Here is a 19,714-nt window from a genome sequence, read left to right as displayed (position 1 = left end):
CTTTCCCCTTAAATAGTTTATTTTTTTGGCTCCAAATAGTTCGTTAACCAAGCATTAACCAGTAACAACAAGATAATCGCCCCAAACAATAAAACATAATTAGCATGCGTATTGCCAGCGAGACTACTCATATGCATCATGGAATTAAACGCAATTGCCCTGAACCAACGAAACATTAATTGTAAAAACTTGATAGCTAGCCATGTAATGACCAAATAAACTACCACCGTCACTACTTTAGACTGCCGTAATGGTAAATAATCCAGAGAAATGCGGCTGGTAAAATTAATGGTATTGACAAACAACAAACTCAAGATTAACCAACCCAAGGAGATTAAGACGACTACTAAGAACACTGACCAATGAGCATGTTCAAAAATTTGAAAATGCTGCATAAAATAATAAAGCGTGCGATTTTGCTGCCAAATTTCTAACAAGACCAAGCCAAAGGCAATAATCAATAGACAGACTTGCATTACCAAAAATATCAGCCAATTCACAACCACCCCGAGAATTTGAGTCAGGTAAATTTTCCACGTAGAAAAAGGAATGAGCTGGTAGCGATTGCTATTGATTTGATTTTGCGTCAAGATGATGGTTTGCACCAGTAGCACTACGGCAAAAACCATGGCCCAAATCAGAACACTGAAGAAGAATTCTTCACCCCAATAGTGATTGCCAGAAAACAACATAAACACCACGGAAATCACCAAAAATAATGCATTGAATAAAATAATAGTACGCAACTTTTTAAATTGTTCTAGAAATACGGTTTGAAACAATGACCACCAGTTAGTCATCCAGTGTGTCCTCCTGTTCTTCATATAGACCTTCAAAATATTCTTCCACCGAACAGTGTTCTTGTTCCACAATTTCTTCGGTCGAACGATGTGTAAGTACTGTTTGGTCTTTAATGATTACTAATTCATCTAAAATCTGACTAATTTCTTCTAAATGATGACTGCTAATCAACACAGAAGCCGAATCATCTACCCAATTGAGCATGCCTTGAATAATTTTTTTTCGACTCATCACATCAATGCCACTAAATGGTTCATCTAATAAATAGAGTTGGGCCTTGCGCGCCAGCGTCAACGCAATCGTTAAACGTTCGCGATTACCTTTGGAGAGGTTACCTAATTTTTGTTTACCTTCCAAATTTAAAAAGTCAGCTAGTTGTTGGTAACGATCTACCACAAAGTCTGGATAAACACTTTGGTAAAACTGCATAATTTTATTAATTGGGGTTTGTGGGGCAAAACCTTGTAGTTCATCGGAATAGCTAACATGCGCTTTTCTTTGTACCACATTATCATCATCTTCGAACAAAATTCTTCCTTTATAATGTTTGGCTACACCAGCAATTAAACGAATTAACGTGGTTTTCCCAGCACCATTAGCCCCTGCTAAACCAATGAAGTGCCCCGTATCTAAAGTCAAATTCACATCATTTAAAATTAATTTATTGTTTTTCCGGTAAGTTAAATCTGCAATTTGTAATAGTTTAGTCGTCATTGTCATTCATCCTCTCACCCAAATATAATTTAATATAATAGAACATTTCTCCCTGATCTAAACCCATTTGCGACAATGCTTCATACATTTCACTCAGTGTTTGATCAATAATCTGATCCCGTAAATGGTCAATAATCTGCGGATTCTCCGTTACAAAATTACCTAATCCCCGCTTCGTAATTACTATCTGTTCTTGAATTAATTCGCCTAATGCTTTTTGAATAGTATTAATATTAACTTCTAAACTCACAGATAGTTCCCGAACAGATGGTAATTTATCACCCAGTCGGTATTTACCAGCGATAATTTGGCGATTGATTAGATCTTTAATTTGTAAATAGATCGGAATATTATCTTTAAATTTCATAATATCCTCCTTCACCTGTGTACCATTACAGTATAACACTAGCACGGCCAATTACAAGTTCCCCGCCAAAAAAGACGACTTCTCAAAATAAAACTTGCCTTTTGAACAATCGTCTCTTTGCATGCCAATTTTTATCAAATTATTCGTTGAATGACTAATGTTTTTTAATTAACGACTCATTTACCAGCTTTAGGCAAAGCTGGATTACTATCTTCATACTCGTATTGGCTAATATAACCATTTTGCATATAATTGCGTAAACGATCCACTTCCGGACCATGATCCGCATCTAATAATTGCGGAAAACCACCCCGAATAGTGTTATCATAGGCCGCTTGCGTATTTTCCTGCGGTGAAATAGCCTGAACTAAATCAAAGGCGCGCCCCGCAATTAAATCATTAAATTGCCATTGTTCTAAATCTTCAAACACAATTTTAATTTTGCCATGCGGTACTCCCTTTAAACATTGCGCACTTTTAACTTCATTTCGACTCCGTTCCTGTAAGGAATGAGGTTGCTTTAAATCATAGTAATAAACTTTCGTGCCCGCGGTAAATATCACCTGTTCCAACTCTCCGTCTTGATTCAGGGCAATACTGGTCATTTTTTCTGGAACCGCAGTTAAGGCCGGCAGCACCTTTTTCACTTTGATTTCTGGTAAATATTTACGAACAAATTGTTCATTATCGGCTAAATCCATACTCATTAACGCACCCTCCTTTTTTATTACCATGCTTCAAATACTAAATCACTTAATGTTTAGACATCACAAAGATTAAGCCCAAGACAGCGACTAAAATAATTACCCCGGCAAAGATCTTTTCGTATTTCGTAAAAATCGCAGCTTGAGGAGCATATTGCTTGCGCGCATACATAAAGACCGGAATTCCCAGCGCATAAATAATAAATGACAAAGTTGTATATTCAATCCCCGCAGCGTATCCCATAAAAATAGTTCCTAAAGCTCCTAAGAGACTGATGTAATGGGCTTTCGTGCGCGAAGAAGTTGTGGTTAAATGTTGTGGATTAAAGGTTTTTTCGCTGCTACTTTCTTTAAATAGATAGAGCATCGAAATTAAATACGGCGGTACAGTCATGGTGCCGACAATCGTTAGCATCGTATTAAACGCATTGCCCGCAAAATGCGTGCCAATAATAATAATCTGCATGACAATCGTGGAAACAACTACTGAAAAAGAAGGCACTTTATTTTTATTAATTTTGGCAAAAGCCCGTGGAAAAGTCTGATCTTGAGCAGCCGCCGCCGGCATTTGCGAGAGCAGTAAGGTCCAAGTTAACCAACTAGATAAGACCGCTAAAATGACCCCAAACGTGATAATCAAACGTCCCCAAGGTCCAACTACGAGATTCATTAATTCTCCGGAAGATGGCGAATGCATCACCGCAATTTGACCATAACTTTTTAAACCGAGGGGTAATAGTGAGGCCAACGCATATAACACTAAACAAATTAAAAAGCCATATTTGGTCGCCGTCCGAACATCTTTTTGACTACGAGCCTTATCAGACAAAACAACTGCTCCTTCAACCCCACCAAAGACCCATAAGGTCGTCATCATCGTATTTTTGACTTGTGAAGCTAAAGAACCAAGATTCTTATCTCCTAAACTAGCAATAGCATGATTAGCAAACATATTAGTCGTGAAAGTCTGCCAATTAAAGACGACAATCATCGTAATTAAGAAGATTGCAGTTGATAAGAGCATTACAACGGTACCAGTGATATCCACCCAACTAGCACCTTTAATTCCATTGAGAATTAATAAACTCATTCCCCACAGAATTAAACTATTTAAGATTAAGGACGGAATATTATTGCCATTGCCAAAAGTTCCCGGCCATAAAGTGTTTAACGTGGACATTAATAATACGGCATATGTTACGTTGGCAAAACACTCGCAAATCCAATAACCCCAACTAACAAAAAAGCCTGTAAAGCGACCAAAACCATCATCGGCATACTTATATAATCCTGTCGTAAACTGCGGCCTGATTTCTGACAAAGTCAAAAAAGAACGCACAATAAACCACATGATCACCCCGGTTAGAATCCAACCGAAGACTTGTCCCAACATCCCAGCTTTAATCGCCATATTTTGCGGCAAATCATAAATGCCACCGCCAACCATAGCGGATAAAACAAACGCAATGAGTCCTAAGACTCCGACTTTTTGCGTCGTCGAATTTTTTGTTGCTTGTTTTTTCTGGGCAGTCACAAGTAGTTCCCTCCTCCCCTTAATACTTAATCTGTTTAGTTTCTACAATGGATTCATAGCCCATTTGGTCTAGCCATTGCGGCAAAGTCAGTTGTTCCATAATTTCCATATCTTTATCTGGCGTTAGTAATGAGCCGTTAGGAATGGCATCAATTGGTAAGGAAAAATAAGGGGCCGCTGTGATAGCATTGCCAATTTGCCCCGGTTCCATCATCGTATGTGCAAAACCAATCCACGAACTAGCAAAAGATGTGTCAGCATCTTGACCACAGGCAGCAATTGATTTAGCAATGGCGCGGCGCCGTTGTGCCAAAAACTCATTCAGCTCAGCTTCACTAGGTGTATTCCAAACGCCAGCATCTTCGATATACATGCTAGAATTATGTTCTGGATCTTTCGCAAACGAAATTGCGATAGCGGACCAAACACCATAACCTTGTCCGGGTTTCATGGCTTGGTCAGCTTTGGGACGCGAAGCGGTCACTCCTTTGTTAGCACAAACAATAAAACTCCCCGGTGCTGGATAATGGCGACGTTCATCGCGGACGCCAAAATATTCAACTAAAGAATCTTGTAATGGTTTAGCGTCATAAATTGGTAATCGACTGCCATCCCACTGTTCCACACTGAATAATGGCTCTGCTTGATCAACCGTCGGATTGCGCAACAAGTCATATCCTAAGAAATGCCCCTGCGGCCCAGTAAAACTTGAGGCTGTTGTCATATTAATTTGTCCGATATAAGCGTTTTTGGTTTCTGCCCGATCATAGGAAACAATACCGTCTAAAACATCATCATCGGTTTTGTCACGCACACCAGCATCAACTTTGATTCCGGTGACGTAACCGTTCCCCAGATTTCCTGGTTCCATGTAGCCTCGTGAATACTTGGTATACGGACTAATTGCAATCCGATCAATCCCCATTTGGTTAAGTTTTAAATCTAATTCTGCCATTTGATAACCCCCATCAATGTTTCAAATTATGAAAATTAATTTCTAGGGCAATCATAAAAGGCTCTAATTTTTTTAGCAAGAAATAAGCTATATAAGTGCTATTATTTGACAATAAATAGCCACATGGTATTTTATAAGCAATAAGTATGCATTTTTTAGACTTGATTATCAAATTATTTAATAAGTAAATCAATGAAAAGCCATTACATTTTAGACCAAAAAATGCTCACCCAAGCAAAAGCTTGGATAAGCATTCCTGTTTTAAAATGAAATGGAACAAAATAACTAAGAAGTTGTGTACTAATTAAAAACTCCGTCAAGAAAAAATAATTTATTGGAATGTAGGAATTTGGATCGCATATTGTTCTTCCAGCAAAATTTTGGCTAACGCTGCTGGTTGAAAAGCGCCTAAATTTTCAGGTAAATTGCTTTGTTGAAAAGCATCAATTAACGGCTTTAACTGAAAGGAAACCCCAATTAAATTCTGTTCAATCAATTGCAAATTTCCCGAAGCCAACGCAAAATCACCATAAATTTTGATTTGCGTCAGCACGTCGTGCTGCACAGTAAACGCAAATTCAATTGTCCCCAAATTAGCAAAGTGGCGTGCATGAAAATGGGCTCCGGTTTGCTGTGAACCATAAATCCATTCCGGCGTACTGTATTTAGTAGCTGCCAATTTAGTTACCGCTTGCCAGTCTTCATCTGTCATGTGATAAGTTGGAAGTGCTGTTAAATCAGTCGTTTGAAATTCCATCTGTAAAAATAAGTCTTGAATTTGTTGTCGAGTAATATCTTGATATTTTGATTTCAAATAAGGCCGAATATTAGTAATTCGACGTTGAACTGAGGGAACGCCCTTGATCGCCACATGCTGTAAAGCTGCTTTAGCTTGAGCCATATCAACATCCAACATTAAGGTGCCACCACAAGAAAACCGTTGCTTAATTCTCGCAGAGGACAGGCTAGAACACTTTTGATCTGCCACCGTAAGATCAGTTCGACCATTCATAATTGCGGGTACGCCTAATTCATGCAAAACTTTCAGCATCGTTTGGGCATACAAATCAAACTGCTGATAATTAGTCCCCCGATCACTATCCACATAAAAATAAGTTAAGCTCCCAACGTCGCTATAGATCGCACCGCCACCAGAACTGCGCCGCGCTAAAGTAAATTGCTGGTTCTTTAAGTAACCCAAGTTGACTTCTGCGCAAACATTTTGATTAACTCCACAAGTGACCGCTGGTTGTGAAGAGTGTGTAAAGCCGATGAGTGTTTCATCACCAAACTTAGTTTGCGTTTCTAAGTATTCAATCACTGCTTGACTTAAATACGGATTCTGACAATCAACTCCTCTGCTAGCTAGATCAATATATAACACTGTTTTTTCCTCACTTTTTTGTAATCGCTAACATTTATTATTAGCACAAAGCTTCTAATTTTTCAATCAGACTGAGCTGATATTTATTAATAAATTATCAAAATTTTAATAAACATCTGCGAAAACAACACATTACCCTTTATTTTCAACAGCCGAGCGCGCATTATTCCGCAAGCGTGAACTATGGCAGCACGAAAGTTTCGAGCTGCTGGGAATAGACTTAACTACAACTTAGTGACAATTGATCCCAATTTGCTATGGCTTGTTCCAAATTTATGCAATAATCAAATCTTAAATTTACTTCAGAAGGTTTTTCTGGTCGTCAGTTACATAGTTAAATTTGATGGCTCTTAATATTGAAATGATGGTAAAAACTGCATCTCCAGATCAAAAAAATAATTATCAAAAATTATTAAAGATGCTTCATTACTGTGATAATTAGTCAACTACCGATATGGCTGCAGAACTTGGTACTCATTCACTAAATATCTTTGATAGCAATCGTTTTACAACCATCAAATAAATTAGTAAAAAAGCAATAAAAAATATTGCAATATTTTTGAAATAAATTGATTAAAGTAATATACCACAAAATGCCGCTTTTGTAGCACTTGTTTGTGAACTGTTCTTTTTTATGAATCCTAGGTTAATAATTACTCATGTAGCAAAATGAAAAGAAAATTATTACTTGAGGAGTGAACGATGAATGGTAAAAAACAAACTACTAAAGAACAATCACGTCAATGGTTATGGCAATCATTTCTTCGACTGTTGACTCAAAAGGATTATTCGCACATCACAGTCACAGAAATTGCCGCTAATGCTTCGTTGGATAGAGGGACATTTTACCGCGCTTTTGCTAATAAGGGGGATTTAATTGATTGGCATTGTCAACAAGATTTTTATGAATATTGTCAAGTGATTTTAGCAGAAGACCTAAAAAATTTGACTGCTGAACAATTTCTGGGTAATCTGTTCAATTTTTGGTGGGATAAACGCGCAACCATTAAAATTTTGATTCAGCAAAATTTAACTTACCATTTTTTAAAGATTTGGAATGATAAGTTTAGCGACATATACGATAATTTTAAACTACCAACTCATATACAAGGTACACAAGCAGAGATCCAATATTTACAAACTTTTACTTCGGGAGGATTTTACTTTGTCATTATTACTTGGCTGGCTAAAGAAAATCCAGAGCCACCTAGTTATCTGGCGCAGTGTTTTACACGTGCTTATAATCACATTTTAGAGAACTAACTTTTTGAAATTGAATAAAAGGTCAAAAAGCATCCCGTTTTTACTAAAAACTATCTAGAATTTCTGTTTTTTTTATGTAAGAACAACAACGGCTAATTTATTACTTTTAAATCACCATAACAAAAAAGGTAAAGAAAAAAATGAGTAAAAAATCTTTCTTTAATGTAGCATTAACATTAATTTCTTTAGTTATCAGTATTATCTTCGCCAATGGTTTTCAAAGTCAAACCATTTTAGCAACAGCTAAACAAGAACCATCAGCTGCTCTTGTTAAGCAAGTTGAAGGAATGAATTTACCTAATGAACAACTATTAAAAACGCCCGTTATGACAGTTAGTAATTTCACCTTGAATCCTCCACAAGCTACTGATATTGATGATGGCTTAACTTGGTCGGCACCGCAAAATAACTTGGAGATTGGTTATACTAATCCTATGGCTATTAACGGCAAAACAGTTAAAATGGGCTTTACTTTTGGTAGTTGGTCGGCAACTAAATTTTCCGGACAAATTACTTCAAATTCTAATATTTTTCTGCAAGATGGCTTAAATTCTAATGGTACACCAAATAACATTCAAGCCTTTAGTGGCGGTGCAACTAATGGACCTTCAACTAGTTTGGATTACGTTCTTTTTCAGGGGGGCGGGGCGAACTCATTAATGTATAAAGCATTACTTACGTATGGTCATCAACCGACTTATTTTGTATCTAAAGATAGTAGTGGTGCCGTACAAGCGGTTAAAGTCATGGGGTATTGTACTAATGGTGATTCTAACGATTCATTCGAATTTGAAGAGATTTTACGGCGTTCCCCCTACCGTAATGGGAATGTTTCTCAAGAATTATATGTAAAAAACATTTCTAGTTCACCACAGCTTTACCTTATTGGTGAACATGAGGATACACAATTAGAAAATGGTGCGTTGATTGGCAACTATGTTCCAGATCGAGTGCCAGTTTATGCCTTGGGAGATAATCGTGGTATGTATCTGGAATCACCTAATCATCGGTTAAATATTAATTTTGATCTTACAAATGGACCAGCGCATTGGATAGCTGAAGATTATAGTGATCAGTTTAGCTATAGCCCAACAGGTCTTAGTAATGCAGTTAATCGTGATAAAACTCCAGTTTTTAAGGGACCGAATTTTACAAATGTTACTGGACAAGAGGTTCATAATTATTCAGCAGGTACGATATTGTTACCGAAAATTAAAAACCGCAATAACGGTAAAATCGAATATCCTGATTCAGGTTATGCTGTATTATGGCCACAATTTACTTTACCAGTAGGACAAACGCAACATTATGCATTGGATATTGGGGTGGGTGCTAGCTCTTCTTCCAGCCCATGGCTAAAAGAAAATTGGCAAAATGAATCCCGATCAGATGGTAAAAATTATTCAGGAGATAAAATTAAGTTTACTGTTAATTTAGGAAATGATGGTAAAGATAGTGAGTATAAGACAACTAACTTATCCGATTTAGTACCTGCAGGAATAGACGTAGATAATAGCAGTTTTAAGTTAACTGATGCTAATGGTACAACTAAGTCTGTCACTTATAATGCTGCTAATCGTGGTTTGCAGTTAAGTAATGCTGATGCCATAGACTTAAAAGATAATCAAACTGCAACTTTAACATTTTTGGGAACTATTTCGAATTCTGCTAGTGGACCAGCTTTAACGACGACTCCTAAAGCAACAGCTATTGAACAAAAGTTAGATGGCAATCCTACTAAGGACTTTTCTGGACCACAGGTTAGTATCCCATTATCACATAAATTTCAAGCTGAGTTAACACAAGATGCCTCAGACCAAACTCACAAAGAATTACCAGCAAACCATTATATACCGGGGGATACGATTGATTTTCATATACACTACAAGATTAATGCTGATGTTACTGATAGTGTATCGGAACTTCACTTTATTCCTAGTGTTAGTGCAGGATTAACAGCCAGTGGCCATGTAGCAGCGACAATGGATAATTCTGAGACTAATGACTTAAAAGTAACTTATCAACAAACAGAAGGTTCTCCTTGGCCTTCTCAAGTTAACGTTACTAAAAGTGATGGAACTGCTTTTAAGGCAGGTGATCAAATAACGGTAACCATTACGGGAACCGCGGAAAAATCACCCGATGATCAGTCTGATGGTAAGTTAAGTCAGACAGTTGATGTGACTGGTACTTTAGACTCAGGTGAAGCAATTGCTTCAAACCCAAATACTTTAACAATCTTAAGTCAAAATCTGACCCGCTTAAGCGTACCGAAGAAGATTGATTTTGGAACACATTACAAAGGAGAAGCAACCGAATTCTTAAATCCAGAGTTAGATGCTAATTTGACAGTAGAAAGTGGAGTTAAATTAAATTCTAATTCTAGATTTTTGGTTCAAGCTCAGGGTAATGCGCAATTATCTGGTGGATTATTTTTGAAAGATCAAACCAATCAATGGCAGGATTTATCAACGCCAACATTGCTACCTGTGCCATCGCCATCGCTAGCTCCAACAACTGATGTTGATTATCAGTATATTTATGATTTTTCTGCCTTAATCCAGCCTAAAAAATGGAAATTAGTAGTACCGGTTAATGCTCAAAAACCAGGCCAGGCTAATCAAACTGTTACTTGGACCATCTCGAACTCATTATGAGTTAGTAAAATTGAGAAGTATTTAATTTTGAGCGGAACCATCACTTAATCCAAGGTTAATCCAATTAATCTGAGACCAAGTGGTTTGATTTCATCAGGTCTTCAAAGAATGTGTTCCTTGCTCACTTTCAAAAAATTAATAATATGTCTAAACTAGGCAAAATTTGCTATGATAGAAGTAATTACTTCAGAAAAGAGTGAGTTGCATGAAACAAGGAACACATATTCTAACCTTAGATAATGGTTACCATTTATGGACACGCACCGTAGGTCACGGTGATATTAAATTATTATGCTTACACGGTGGTCCCGGTGGTACCCATGAATATTGGGAAAACTTCGGTGATGAATTGGCCGATTTAGGTGTCGAAGTTACGATGTACGACCAATTAGGTTCATTTTATTCTGACCAACCAGATTACAGTGATCCCCAAATTGCCGAAAAATATTTAACGTATGATTATTATTTGGGTGAAGTTGAAGAAGTCCGTCAAAAATTAGGTCTTGATAATTTTTATTTAATCGGCCAATCTTGGGGTGGCTTGTTAGTTCAATTATATGCTGCCAAATATGGTCAACATTTAAAAGGCGCTATTATTTCTAGTATGGTGGACGAAATTGATGACTATGTTAAACATGTCAACCAATGCCGTTTAGATTGCCTCGGCCCTGATAAAGTAGCCTACATGGAGCAAATTGAACAAGCAAACAAACTGGATGACCCTACCTACCAAAGTTATGTTGACGTTTTGAACGCCGAATACGTTGATCGCAAACAACCTGAAGCCATCCGACATTTAGTATCAACCATGGCAACTGATGTTTACAACGTTTTCCAAGGCGACAATGAATTTGTTGTGACTGGTAAATTAAGTCAATGGCATTTTCGCGAACATTTGCACGAAATTCAAGTTCCAACCTTGCTGACTTTTGGTGAACACGAAACTATGCCGTTATCATCTGCAAAAATTATGCAGGAAAAAATTACACATGCTCGCTTAGTAACCACGCCTAACGGTGGTCATCATCATATGATCGACAACGCACCAGTGTACTTTGATCATTTGAAACAGTTTATTAAAGATGTGGAATCCGGTAATTTCAACGATTAAATAATCACTGCGACAAGCAGCGTTTAAAAGTTGAGTATAGCCTTAGATAAAGGACTTAAGTTTTGATTTTTAAACTTGAGTCCTTTATTGTAGCTAGACGCAGACTTCTGCTACTTGGAGCGCTAAATCAATTACTGTGACAAAGGGCGATTAAAAACTGAGCACTAACCTAGACCAAGACTAAAGTGTATTTTAGCTTTAGGACTTGGGCGTAGTTAGGCACAAGTTTTTGCCCTTTAGAGCGCCAAATAAATTACTGCGACAAAAAACGTTTTTAACCGAAAACTAACCTAGACTAAGGACTGAAGTTGAACTTTAACTTGAGTCCTTAGTTGTTGTTAGGCGAAATTTTTCAATAGTTAGCTGAATTTCGTAGTATAAAATTCAAGCTAAGTAATTATTTTATTCATTAAATTAAATAATGTCATCATTAAAACAACTCCGCCATTTTCTCATAAAACGAGTACAATAATTGACAGGAGGTAGTGAAATGAAATACACAGTTTATTTAATCCGTCACGGCCGCACCTGGTTTAACAACTACAATAAAATGCAAGGTTGGTCTGATAGCCCACTAACAACTGAAGGTACTGCTGTTGCCGAAAAAGCAGCTCAACAACTAAAAGATGTTCCGTTTGATCTTGCCATTTCTTCTGATGCACGACGAGCCATTGATACTTGTCGCATCATTATTTCTGAAAATGTTAATCATGAACAACTAGTTCCTCAAAAATCATCCCGCTTTCGGGAAGAATTTTATGGTTACTTTGAGGGGATGAATTCCGATGAAGCTTGGCATATGATTTTAACACCTCATGGTTATACCAGTTATAATGACGCTGCCCAAAAAGTGGGGTTGGACCAAACCAAAGACTGGATGAAAGTTGCGGATCCATTTCATGACGCTGAAGATTCCACGGAGTACTGGCAACGATTAGAGGCGGGATTTAATGATTTAGATCACCTCGCATTTGATGGCGCCAAAGTCTTACTAATCAGTCATGGCACCACCATTCGTTCTTTAGCTCAACGCTATAGTGATGGCTCTTTTGATGTTGATCGTGGACCGGCTAATGCTAGTTTAACGACTTTAGTGCGTGAAGATGGTCAAAATACCGTAACCAGCTATAACCAAAATCTCTTTACCGCAGACGAAGTTTAATTATCTAGTTGTCCCAAATTTATTATCTATTCAATCTTACCTGAGAGTTAGATTTCTAAGTTTCTACTTTAGAAATTTAACTCTTTTTATCTGCTTAAAATTTCACTTGACTCCTGTTCAAAATAAATTATAGTAAAATAGGATTAGTTAGTGAGTGTTTACTCATTGATTTTTGAGTAATTACTCAAAAATTATATTATCAGGAGGTAGCCCTATGGAAGATCGGGCTTTATACACGCTCTTTCCTGAAGCCCAGTTGTTTACCAATACGAAGTATAAATTATTTAAAAGTGCGATTGAATTATTTGCACAACAAGGCTTTAACAAAACGAGCACTCGCCAAATTGCTCAACAAGCACAAGTATCCGAAGCTTCGCTGTTCAAATATTTCACGAATAAGCGTGGAATTTTAACCGCGATTTTAAAGCCGATGGCGCAGCAAATTTTTCCCGATGTCATTCGCGAATTTTCTCAAACCGTTTTGCAGAAACACACGGCCAATCTTCAAGAACTCATTACTTTAATTGTTCATAATCGCATTGATTTTTACAAAAAAAATCCCGAGTTAACTAAAATTTATCTCAACGAACTCAGCACGAACCCCACTTTAAGCCAAGAGCTGCTACGTTCTTTTCCTAAAGAAGCTATTCAAGATTTTAATGCCGAAATTAATTATTTAAAGCAGCGGCAAACTATTGTCACTTGGCAAAATTCTGAAATTTTTCGCTTTATTATCACAACCTTGTTAGGTTATTTTGTCGAACATTATGTTTTGTTTCCCCAAAAAAAGTGGTCTCAAACCGTTGAGGTCAATCATTTAATCACTTTTATCACTGACGGTTTAACCGTCAATAACCACTAAGCATTTTTGATGTCAAGTATTTGGAGGTCCTAAAGATTAATATTTTATATTGTGGTGATGATAACATGTTTCATGGTATTTTATTATCCATGTTATCAATTGCTAAACATGAACCAACACCGTGTCATTTTTATATTATTACTGCTTCACTCTACAACAAAAAGCACCAGTTTCAAGCCTTGAGTACTGCACATGTAAACTTTTTGACGAAAGTTTTACATGACAAAAATCCGCAGCATACGCTAACCAAAATCGATTTAACCGACCTATTTAACCGTTATTCACCGTTGGCCAACTTGAATACCATGTTTACACCTTACAGTATGTTGCGACTATATCTTGACTTAGTTCCAGAAATTCCCGATCGTTTGCTTTATTTAGACGCTGATGTTATTTGTCACCATGCTTTTGATGATTTTTATGATCAAGATTTGCGTGATACCGAATTAGTGGGCGTTTTAGATTATTACGGTCGGTGGTTTTTCCATTACCAATGGCAGAAGTTTGATTATCTCAATTCTGGGATGTTACTACTTAATATGCAAAAAATTCGTCAGACCGGTCTCTTTGCCAAATGTCGCACTTATTGTCGCAAACATAAATTAATTATGCCGGATCAATCAGCCATCAACAAATTTGCGCGCACCAAACGCTTCGCCGCCACTAAATACAATGAACAACATGGCGTGAACGAAGCCACGGTCTTTCAACATTTTTCTACCAATTGGAAATTGTTACCAGTTATTCATGTAGTTAGTGTCAAACCCTGGGAAACTGACAAGGTTTTCCAATTAGATTTAACTGCGAATGACCAAGATATTTACTTAGAATATCTTGCTTTAATTAACTAGTGCTTGTTCAACGTGCCAAATTGTTCCTGAAAATAAGCTTGGTAAGGTGGATAATTTTGTAATAGCTCCTCATGCGTCCCAGAACTTTGAACTTGACCATTTTTAATAAAATAGATTTGATCAGCATGAATAATGGTATTGAGTCGATGAGCAATAATGAGTGTCGTGCGCCCGATCATTAATTGCTGCAGTGATTGTTGAATTAATTTTTCAGATTCTAAGTCTAAACTGGCAGTCGCCTCATCAAGTAATAGCAGTTTGGGATTGCGCAAAAACACCCGCGCAATCGCTAAACGTTGACGTTGGCCACCGGATAAATTCGTTCCTTGCTCTCCCACTGGCGTGGCCAATTTTTGGGGCATTTGTTGGACGAATTCGCGCGCATTGGCTAACGCCAATACTTGCCATAACTGTTCATCAGTATAATGTTTTGATAATCCATAAGTGAGATTATCCCGAATTGTGCCAGTAATGGCTACTGAATTTTGATCAACCAAACCCAATTGCTGACGCCAAGAAGTCAAGTTAACATGGTTTAAATCGACTTCACCAATTCTGACTTGACCGTGGGTGGGCTGGTAAAAACCTTCTAACAAGTTAAAAATTGTAGACTTGCCGCTACCTGAAGGTCCCACAAACGCCACTGTCGTCTGCGGCTTAATCGTGAACGCTACTTGGTCTAAAGCTTGCCGGCCATCCGGATAAGCGAATTGCACATTATCAAAAGTTATTTTTTGCCGTTGATAATCAATTTTTTGTCCACTGTGTGAATTTTCTGCTCCTTCATCTAACAATTCCCGAATTTTATCGGTGGAACCATCCACTTTGGCTAAATCCGTTAAGAATTGCCCTAGTGTCGTAAAGGGAACCATTAATTGAATCAGATACATCATAAAGGCCAACAACGTTCCCAAATCCAAAGTACCATTTTTGATCCGCACTTCACCATAAAGTAAAATGCTAAAGACCGTGGCTAACATAATAATGCCCGTGACAGGACCGACAATAGAATCATAAATGGCTTCTTTACGTCCAACCTGATACAATTGCTGTAATTGATTTTGACCGCTCTGATATTCTTGAATTTCGGCGTTATCAGCCTTAACTAAGGTAATGCCACTAATCATTTCGCTAACTTTACCACTAAATTGTGCTAACAAGCTTTGCCGTTGCCCCGCAATTTTGGTGGAACGGTGAAACACTGGTAATAAAATCAAAATCAATAACGGGACCGCAATAAACAAAATCAGCGTTAATTGCCAATCCATCGCTAGCATAAATAACAAAGCCCCGACTAACTGCAACAAAGAAGTTAACATTTTGGGTAAAGAATTAGCTAACAACTCTTTAACTTGGTTGGAGTCATTAATGACTCGTGACGCAATTTCGCCGGATTGTCTTTGATCAAAATAACCTACCGGTACCGTTAACAACTTATCCCACAATTTTAAGCGTAATTTCAAGACCACCTCTTCGCCAAAAAAGCCCAAAAAGCTGCCTGAAAAAGCCCCAATCAAAGTACTCAATAAAAACAGCCCACCGCCTAAGACCACTAAACCTACATCCACGTGTGCTAGAGATTTTTGTACCATTGCCACTAATTGTTTAGCAATCATGGGCACAATTAATTGGATCACAATCGAAACCGCCCCTAACACAATGCCAAGGAGTAATTGCCAATAGTGCGGTTTAATTTTATGTATTAAAGTCATCAAATTATGATAACTATCTCTTAATTTGTTACTATTGAAAAATGACATAATTTTACTCCTATGATTGCTAAATTAAAGAGTTCTATGTAATATTAACCGAACCAGCTAGCATAAGTAAAGCCATTATTTTACTAGGAAGGATGGACTATGACTCAGAAAACCATTTACTATGAGTCTTATCAAGACGATGTTGTTACTTCTAAAAACCAAGCGGCCAAATTACCAGCTAACCATCGTTGGATTCATCATAATTTATTTTACCGCTGTTTTTCACAATTATTTTATTATTTAGTAGTTGTTATTAGCATTATATACTGTTATGGTTGGTTACATTTAAGATTTCAAAATTTACATAAACTACGCCAAAACTCCAAGAAAGGTGGTGTTGTCTATTGTAATCATACTCAGCCTTTAGGGGATGTTTTCTTGCCTTTTTTAGCGGCTTTCCCCAAACGGCCTTATATTATCTGCTCCCAAGCCAATCTCGGATTGCCGATTATCGGTAAACTACTGACATTTGCCGGCGCGTTAATCATCCCTGATGGTAAAAAGCAATTTAATCAATTTAATCAAGCTATTAAATATCATTTAAACAAGCACCACCTCATCTTTATTTATCCGGAAGCCCATGTTTGGCCGTACTTTACTGAAATTCGGCCCTTTACCGCCACGAGCTTTCATTATCCCGCCGCTTGTAATAAACCCAGTTTTAGCTTAACCGTGACCTACCAATCAGCTAACTACTTCAAGCGGCCACAAATAATTGTTTATACTGATGGACCTTTTACGGTTGCTTCGCAACTTTTGCCCAAGCAAAAGCAATTCCAATTGTATCAACAAATTCGTCACACCATGATTACTCGCAGTCATCAGAGTAATTGTCAATACATTAATTACCAACAACGAAAGGACTTCGTCAAACAATGACAAATCTTAATCAAGAAATTCCCGTTTTCTTTTCTGTCGATGACAGATACGCACCTTATCTAGCTGTGGCTATGAATTCCTTAATTCAAAACAGCAATCCTGAAAGAAATTATCATATTATCGTTTTGTGTGATGACTTATCACTGACTAACCAACAAAAACTCCGTACCTTAGTCCAATCAAATATTCAGTTAGAATTTGTTTCCATCACTGAACAAATCAAAAAACAAATTACGGATACGAATAACAAGTTACGTGCCGATTATTTCACCTATACCATCTACTTCCGCTTATTTATTGCAGAATTATTTCCACAATTTGACAAAGCTATTTACTTGGATGCCGATACTGCTATCAATCATGATATTGCGGATTTATTTGATCTGCCATTAGGCGACAACTGGATCGGCGCGGCCGTTGATCGCTTCATCGTGGAAAATCCAGAAACTTTTAATTACGCTCAAGAGGCTATTGGCGTTGCTGGTGATAAATATATCAATTCGGGCGTTTTACTCATGGATTTACAGGCCTTACGCGATAATCATTTTGCTGATCATTTCTTTAACTTATTAAATCAATACCATTTTCGTAGCTTAGCTCCCGATCAAGATTATCTCAATGCTATCGCTAAGAATAAAATTATGTACCTAGATTCCACCTGGAACGTAATGGTAACTTTTCCTGAGGAGACACCAGCTGCTTTAATCCACTGGAACTTATTCAACAAACCTTGGTACTACCAAGATGCCCCCAGACAAGAATATTTTTGGAAATACGCCCAAACAACACCGTATTATGATCAATTACAACAACAACTGCATAGTGTGGATGCTCAAGCCATTCAAAAAGATGAAAAAAATGCTGACGAATTAATGAACTTAGCTGTGCAAATTGCTAAAACTTCTAATACTTTTCATGCTCGTGCCCAGCAAGGAGTGAAGATCGCCTTATGATGATTGATCATTTTATTGATATTGGTGATCGAAAACCGGTCATCGACAACATCAAGCATAACGTTCAACAGCACGCTTTAACTGCTAAAGTGGAAGTTAATGATCCCGTCATGAGCTTAGCTGACGAACAGGCAACCATTCACGAATTTGAACAACTGTTACCAACTTGGAAATATCGGCTGAATAATTCTACGGCCCGCCATATCATGAACTTAGCGGCAGCGACTTTAAAAAGCAATCTTCAAGTAACAAACCAACATAATTTAACCGGCTTACAATTGCCTGCGGTCATTACTTGCAATCATTTTAACCCCATCGACAGTTTATTGGTCCGCCAAGGATTGCATTTTAAGCGAATGGCCATTGTGATTGAGCCTACCAACTTGAAGATGCCCGGACTGTTAGGATATCTGATGAACTATACCGATACCATTCCTATCAGCCAAAGCTTCAATTATATGAAAAAAGATTTTCAACAGTTGGTCGCTCACAGTTTGCAACAAAAATTACCCTTATTGATTTTTCCCGAAAGTGAAATGTGGTTTAACTATCGTAAGCCGCGCACTTTCCAACGCGGTGCTTATTATTATGCGGCTAAAAATCATGTTCCTATTCTTTCCTGTTTTATTGCAATTTTTGACGCACCAACTGCCAAGGATCCACATGCTGTTAAGTATCAATTAATGATCCTCAAGCCGATTCATGCGGATCCTGATCTATCTATCAGTGATGCGTCTGAACAGATGCGACAAATTGATTACCAACAAAAGGTCGCTGCTTATGAGCAGGCCTATCAAAAACCATTTACGCCTGAGTTTGAGGACGCAGATATTGCGGGACATTACCTTTAAGTAAAGATATACAATTATAAAAGGCTTAGAACTAAAGCTTACGATCTCAATATTCAAACATTTTTTGAATATTGTTAGATCCTAATTGCTTAAGTTCCAAGCCTTTTTTGATTTACGGACATTAAACTTATTTGATCTAGTCTCCAAGTATCATCTAACTACGAATCAGCCACCAAGTCAAAAGTCGAAATTAATTGTTAATCCTTAGCTTTTAGATAGGTACTGGTCAAAGTCTTTGCTGTTAACCAGCCATGCGCTTATCAATATGATTACCTAATAATGATAAGCTGAAACAAACGATAAAATATAACACAGCTAATGCTGCAAACATGGGCAAAATATAGTTGGCATTTTGTCCATAAATTACTTGCGCATGTTGCATCATTTCAGGAACCACGATAATTGTGGCTAACGATGTATCTTTAATCAAAGAAACAAATTGACTAATCAGTGCCGGAATCATTTTTTTATACGCTTGCGGCAAAATAATATGCCACAAGGCTTGCAAAAAGCTCATTCCCACTGAGCGCGCGCCTTCCATTTGTCCCGTATCAACCGCATTCAAACCCGAACGAACAATTTCGGCAATCATCGTTGATTCGAAAACCGTCATCGCAATAATTGCTGCAACGATGGTATCGGGCTTTAACCCAAAATTAGGCAAACCAAAATAAGTGAAGAAAATAATCAACAAAAGCGGAATATTACGAATAATATCAATCACAAAACCAAAAATAGCCGAGACATATTTGATTTTAGAATAGCGAATAATCCCTAAAATGGAACCAAAGATAAAGCTTAATACCACCGAGATCACGGAAATATAAATTGTCACCCAAAGTCCCATTAACAAGAAACGCAGGTTCAACCACGAAAAAGCTTGAATCCAATTTTGCATTGATGGTC

18 protein-coding genes are annotated in these 19,714 nt (G+C 37.5%); 9 read left to right on the top strand and 9 right to left on the bottom strand.

All coding sequences use genetic code 11. The features are described 5' to 3' along the window. Window positions 1–17: 17 nt before the first annotated feature. From AC3B6B_RS02115 to AC3B6B_RS02085, 7 genes are all read right to left on the bottom strand, one after another. A complete protein-coding gene (locus AC3B6B_RS02115; RefSeq protein ID WP_489757061.1) occupies window positions 18–800 on the bottom strand; it encodes a hypothetical protein in 783 nt (260 codons plus the stop codon). After that, window positions 793–1,515 carry an ATP-binding cassette domain-containing protein gene (locus AC3B6B_RS02110; protein WP_489757060.1) on the bottom strand — a complete coding sequence of 241 codons (723 nt, stop codon included), beginning with the start codon at window positions 1,513–1,515 and terminating at the stop codon, window positions 793–795. The genes AC3B6B_RS02115 and AC3B6B_RS02110 overlap by 8 nt, the downstream gene beginning before the upstream one ends. Beyond that, on the bottom strand, window positions 1,505–1,882 hold the full coding sequence (locus AC3B6B_RS02105) for a GntR family transcriptional regulator (protein ID WP_489757059.1): 378 nt from the start codon (window positions 1,880–1,882) through the stop codon (window positions 1,505–1,507). Before AC3B6B_RS02105 ends, AC3B6B_RS02110 begins: the two co-directional genes overlap by 11 nt. Window positions 1,883–2,058: 176 nt before the next feature. Beyond that, window positions 2,059–2,589: a histidine decarboxylase maturation protein HdcB gene (gene hdcB / locus AC3B6B_RS02100; protein ID WP_489757058.1), complete on the bottom strand. Its 531-nt coding sequence runs from the start codon at window positions 2,587–2,589 to the stop codon at window positions 2,059–2,061. 46 nt (window positions 2,590–2,635) lie between these two features. Further along, window positions 2,636–4,120, bottom strand: a complete 1,485-nt coding sequence (locus AC3B6B_RS02095) for an amino acid permease (RefSeq protein WP_489757057.1) — start codon at window positions 4,118–4,120, stop codon at window positions 2,636–2,638. A gap of 19 nt (window positions 4,121–4,139) precedes the next feature. Next, window positions 4,140–5,075 (bottom strand): histidine decarboxylase, pyruvoyl type, encoded by a 936-nt coding sequence (hdcA, locus tag AC3B6B_RS02090; protein WP_489757056.1) that lies wholly within the window; start codon window positions 5,073–5,075, stop codon window positions 4,140–4,142. Window positions 5,076–5,406: 331 nt separating this feature from the next. Beyond that, a complete protein-coding gene (locus AC3B6B_RS02085; RefSeq protein WP_489757055.1) occupies window positions 5,407–6,459 on the bottom strand; it encodes a lipoyl protein ligase domain-containing protein in 1,053 nt (350 codons plus the stop codon). 702 nt (window positions 6,460–7,161) lie between these two features. On the opposite strand from AC3B6B_RS02085, the gene AC3B6B_RS02080 reads away from it, so the two are divergent. The 6 genes from AC3B6B_RS02080 (at window position 7,162) to AC3B6B_RS02055 (ending at window position 14,365) form a co-directional block, all read left to right on the top strand. Next, a complete protein-coding gene (locus AC3B6B_RS02080) occupies window positions 7,162–7,722 on the top strand; it encodes a TetR/AcrR family transcriptional regulator (RefSeq protein ID WP_489757054.1) in 561 nt (186 codons plus the stop codon). A gap of 140 nt (window positions 7,723–7,862) precedes the next feature. Continuing rightward, window positions 7,863–10,379 (top strand): hypothetical protein, encoded by a 2,517-nt coding sequence (locus AC3B6B_RS02075; protein ID WP_489757053.1) that lies wholly within the window; start codon window positions 7,863–7,865, stop codon window positions 10,377–10,379. Window positions 10,380–10,584: 205 nt separating this feature from the next. Beyond that, the gene (locus tag AC3B6B_RS02070) at window positions 10,585–11,490 is read left to right on the top strand and encodes a proline-specific peptidase family protein (protein WP_489757052.1); all 906 of its coding nucleotides are present in this window, start codon (window positions 10,585–10,587) and stop codon (window positions 11,488–11,490) included. Between the two features lie 490 nt (window positions 11,491–11,980). Further along, entirely contained in the window at window positions 11,981–12,652 is a 672-nt protein-coding gene (locus AC3B6B_RS02065) for a histidine phosphatase family protein (protein ID WP_489757051.1), read from the top strand. A gap of 214 nt (window positions 12,653–12,866) precedes the next feature. Further along, a complete protein-coding gene (locus tag AC3B6B_RS02060) occupies window positions 12,867–13,514 on the top strand; it encodes a TetR/AcrR family transcriptional regulator (protein ID WP_489757050.1) in 648 nt (215 codons plus the stop codon). A 20-nt stretch (window positions 13,515–13,534) separates the two neighbouring features. After that, the gene (locus tag AC3B6B_RS02055) at window positions 13,535–14,365 is read left to right on the top strand and encodes a glycosyltransferase family 8 protein (protein ID WP_489757049.1); all 831 of its coding nucleotides are present in this window, start codon (window positions 13,535–13,537) and stop codon (window positions 14,363–14,365) included. On the opposite strand, the gene AC3B6B_RS02050 is transcribed toward AC3B6B_RS02055, so the two are convergent. Next, window positions 14,362–16,125, bottom strand: a complete 1,764-nt coding sequence (locus tag AC3B6B_RS02050; protein ID WP_489757048.1) for an ABC transporter ATP-binding protein — start codon at window positions 16,123–16,125, stop codon at window positions 14,362–14,364. The two genes, AC3B6B_RS02055 and AC3B6B_RS02050, sit on opposite strands and share 4 nt — an antisense overlap. Before the next feature lie 99 nt (window positions 16,126–16,224). Here AC3B6B_RS02050 and AC3B6B_RS02045 point away from each other — a divergent pair, with 99 nt between their 5' ends. Genes AC3B6B_RS02045 through AC3B6B_RS02035 form a run of 3 tightly spaced genes read left to right on the top strand, consistent with a single transcriptional unit; the run spans window position 16,225 to window position 18,808 of the window. Further along, complete coding sequence (locus tag AC3B6B_RS02045) at window positions 16,225–17,004, top strand: 1-acyl-sn-glycerol-3-phosphate acyltransferase (RefSeq protein WP_489757047.1); 780 nt, start codon at window positions 16,225–16,227, stop codon at window positions 17,002–17,004. After that, window positions 17,001–17,957 carry a glycosyltransferase family 8 protein gene (locus AC3B6B_RS02040; protein ID WP_489757046.1) on the top strand — a complete coding sequence of 319 codons (957 nt, stop codon included), beginning with the start codon at window positions 17,001–17,003 and terminating at the stop codon, window positions 17,955–17,957. The genes AC3B6B_RS02045 and AC3B6B_RS02040 overlap by 4 nt, the downstream gene beginning before the upstream one ends. After that, window positions 17,954–18,808: a lysophospholipid acyltransferase family protein gene (locus AC3B6B_RS02035; protein ID WP_489757045.1), complete on the top strand. Its 855-nt coding sequence runs from the start codon at window positions 17,954–17,956 to the stop codon at window positions 18,806–18,808. Before AC3B6B_RS02040 ends, AC3B6B_RS02035 begins: the two co-directional genes overlap by 4 nt. A gap of 241 nt (window positions 18,809–19,049) precedes the next feature. On the opposite strand, the gene AC3B6B_RS02030 is transcribed toward AC3B6B_RS02035, so the two are convergent. Next, the gene (locus tag AC3B6B_RS02030; RefSeq protein WP_489757044.1) at window positions 19,050–19,706 is read right to left on the bottom strand and encodes an amino acid ABC transporter permease; all 657 of its coding nucleotides are present in this window, start codon (window positions 19,704–19,706) and stop codon (window positions 19,050–19,052) included. Window positions 19,707–19,714: the final 8 nt, after the last annotated feature.

This window comes from Bombilactobacillus sp. ESL1197, from assembly GCF_058107145.1.
Note: the sequence above shows the minus strand (reverse complement) of the source record. Positions and strands in the feature narration are given on the sequence as shown.

Excerpts from the sequence above, each read along its gene's own strand:
- AC3B6B_RS02110 (WP_489757060.1), bottom strand. The coding sequence starts at position 1,515 with ATGACGACTAAACTATTACAAATTGCAGATTTAACTTACCGGAAAAAC.
- AC3B6B_RS02080 (WP_489757054.1), top strand. The coding sequence starts at position 7,162 with ATGAATGGTAAAAAACAAACTACTAAAGAACAATCACGTCAATGGTTA.
- AC3B6B_RS02045 (WP_489757047.1), top strand. The coding sequence starts at position 16,225 with ATGACTCAGAAAACCATTTACTATGAGTCTTATCAAGACGATGTTGTT.
- AC3B6B_RS02075 (WP_489757053.1), top strand. The coding sequence starts at position 7,863 with ATGAGTAAAAAATCTTTCTTTAATGTAGCATTAACATTAATTTCTTTA.
- hdcA (WP_489757056.1), bottom strand. The coding sequence starts at position 5,075 with ATGGCAGAATTAGATTTAAAACTTAACCAAATGGGGATTGATCGGATT.
- AC3B6B_RS02050 (WP_489757048.1), bottom strand. The coding sequence starts at position 16,125 with ATGTCATTTTTCAATAGTAACAAATTAAGAGATAGTTATCATAATTTG.
- hdcB (WP_489757058.1), bottom strand. The coding sequence starts at position 2,589 with ATGAGTATGGATTTAGCCGATAATGAACAATTTGTTCGTAAATATTTA.
- AC3B6B_RS02030 (WP_489757044.1), bottom strand. The coding sequence starts at position 19,706 with ATGCAAAATTGGATTCAAGCTTTTTCGTGGTTGAACCTGCGTTTCTTG.
- AC3B6B_RS02105 (WP_489757059.1), bottom strand. The coding sequence starts at position 1,882 with ATGAAATTTAAAGATAATATTCCGATCTATTTACAAATTAAAGATCTA.
- AC3B6B_RS02040 (WP_489757046.1), top strand. The coding sequence starts at position 17,001 with ATGACAAATCTTAATCAAGAAATTCCCGTTTTCTTTTCTGTCGATGAC.
- AC3B6B_RS02115 (WP_489757061.1), bottom strand. The coding sequence starts at position 800 with ATGACTAACTGGTGGTCATTGTTTCAAACCGTATTTCTAGAACAATTT.
- AC3B6B_RS02060 (WP_489757050.1), top strand. The coding sequence starts at position 12,867 with ATGGAAGATCGGGCTTTATACACGCTCTTTCCTGAAGCCCAGTTGTTT.
- AC3B6B_RS02035 (WP_489757045.1), top strand. The coding sequence starts at position 17,954 with ATGATGATTGATCATTTTATTGATATTGGTGATCGAAAACCGGTCATC.
- AC3B6B_RS02065 (WP_489757051.1), top strand. The coding sequence starts at position 11,981 with ATGAAATACACAGTTTATTTAATCCGTCACGGCCGCACCTGGTTTAAC.
- AC3B6B_RS02070 (WP_489757052.1), top strand. The coding sequence starts at position 10,585 with ATGAAACAAGGAACACATATTCTAACCTTAGATAATGGTTACCATTTA.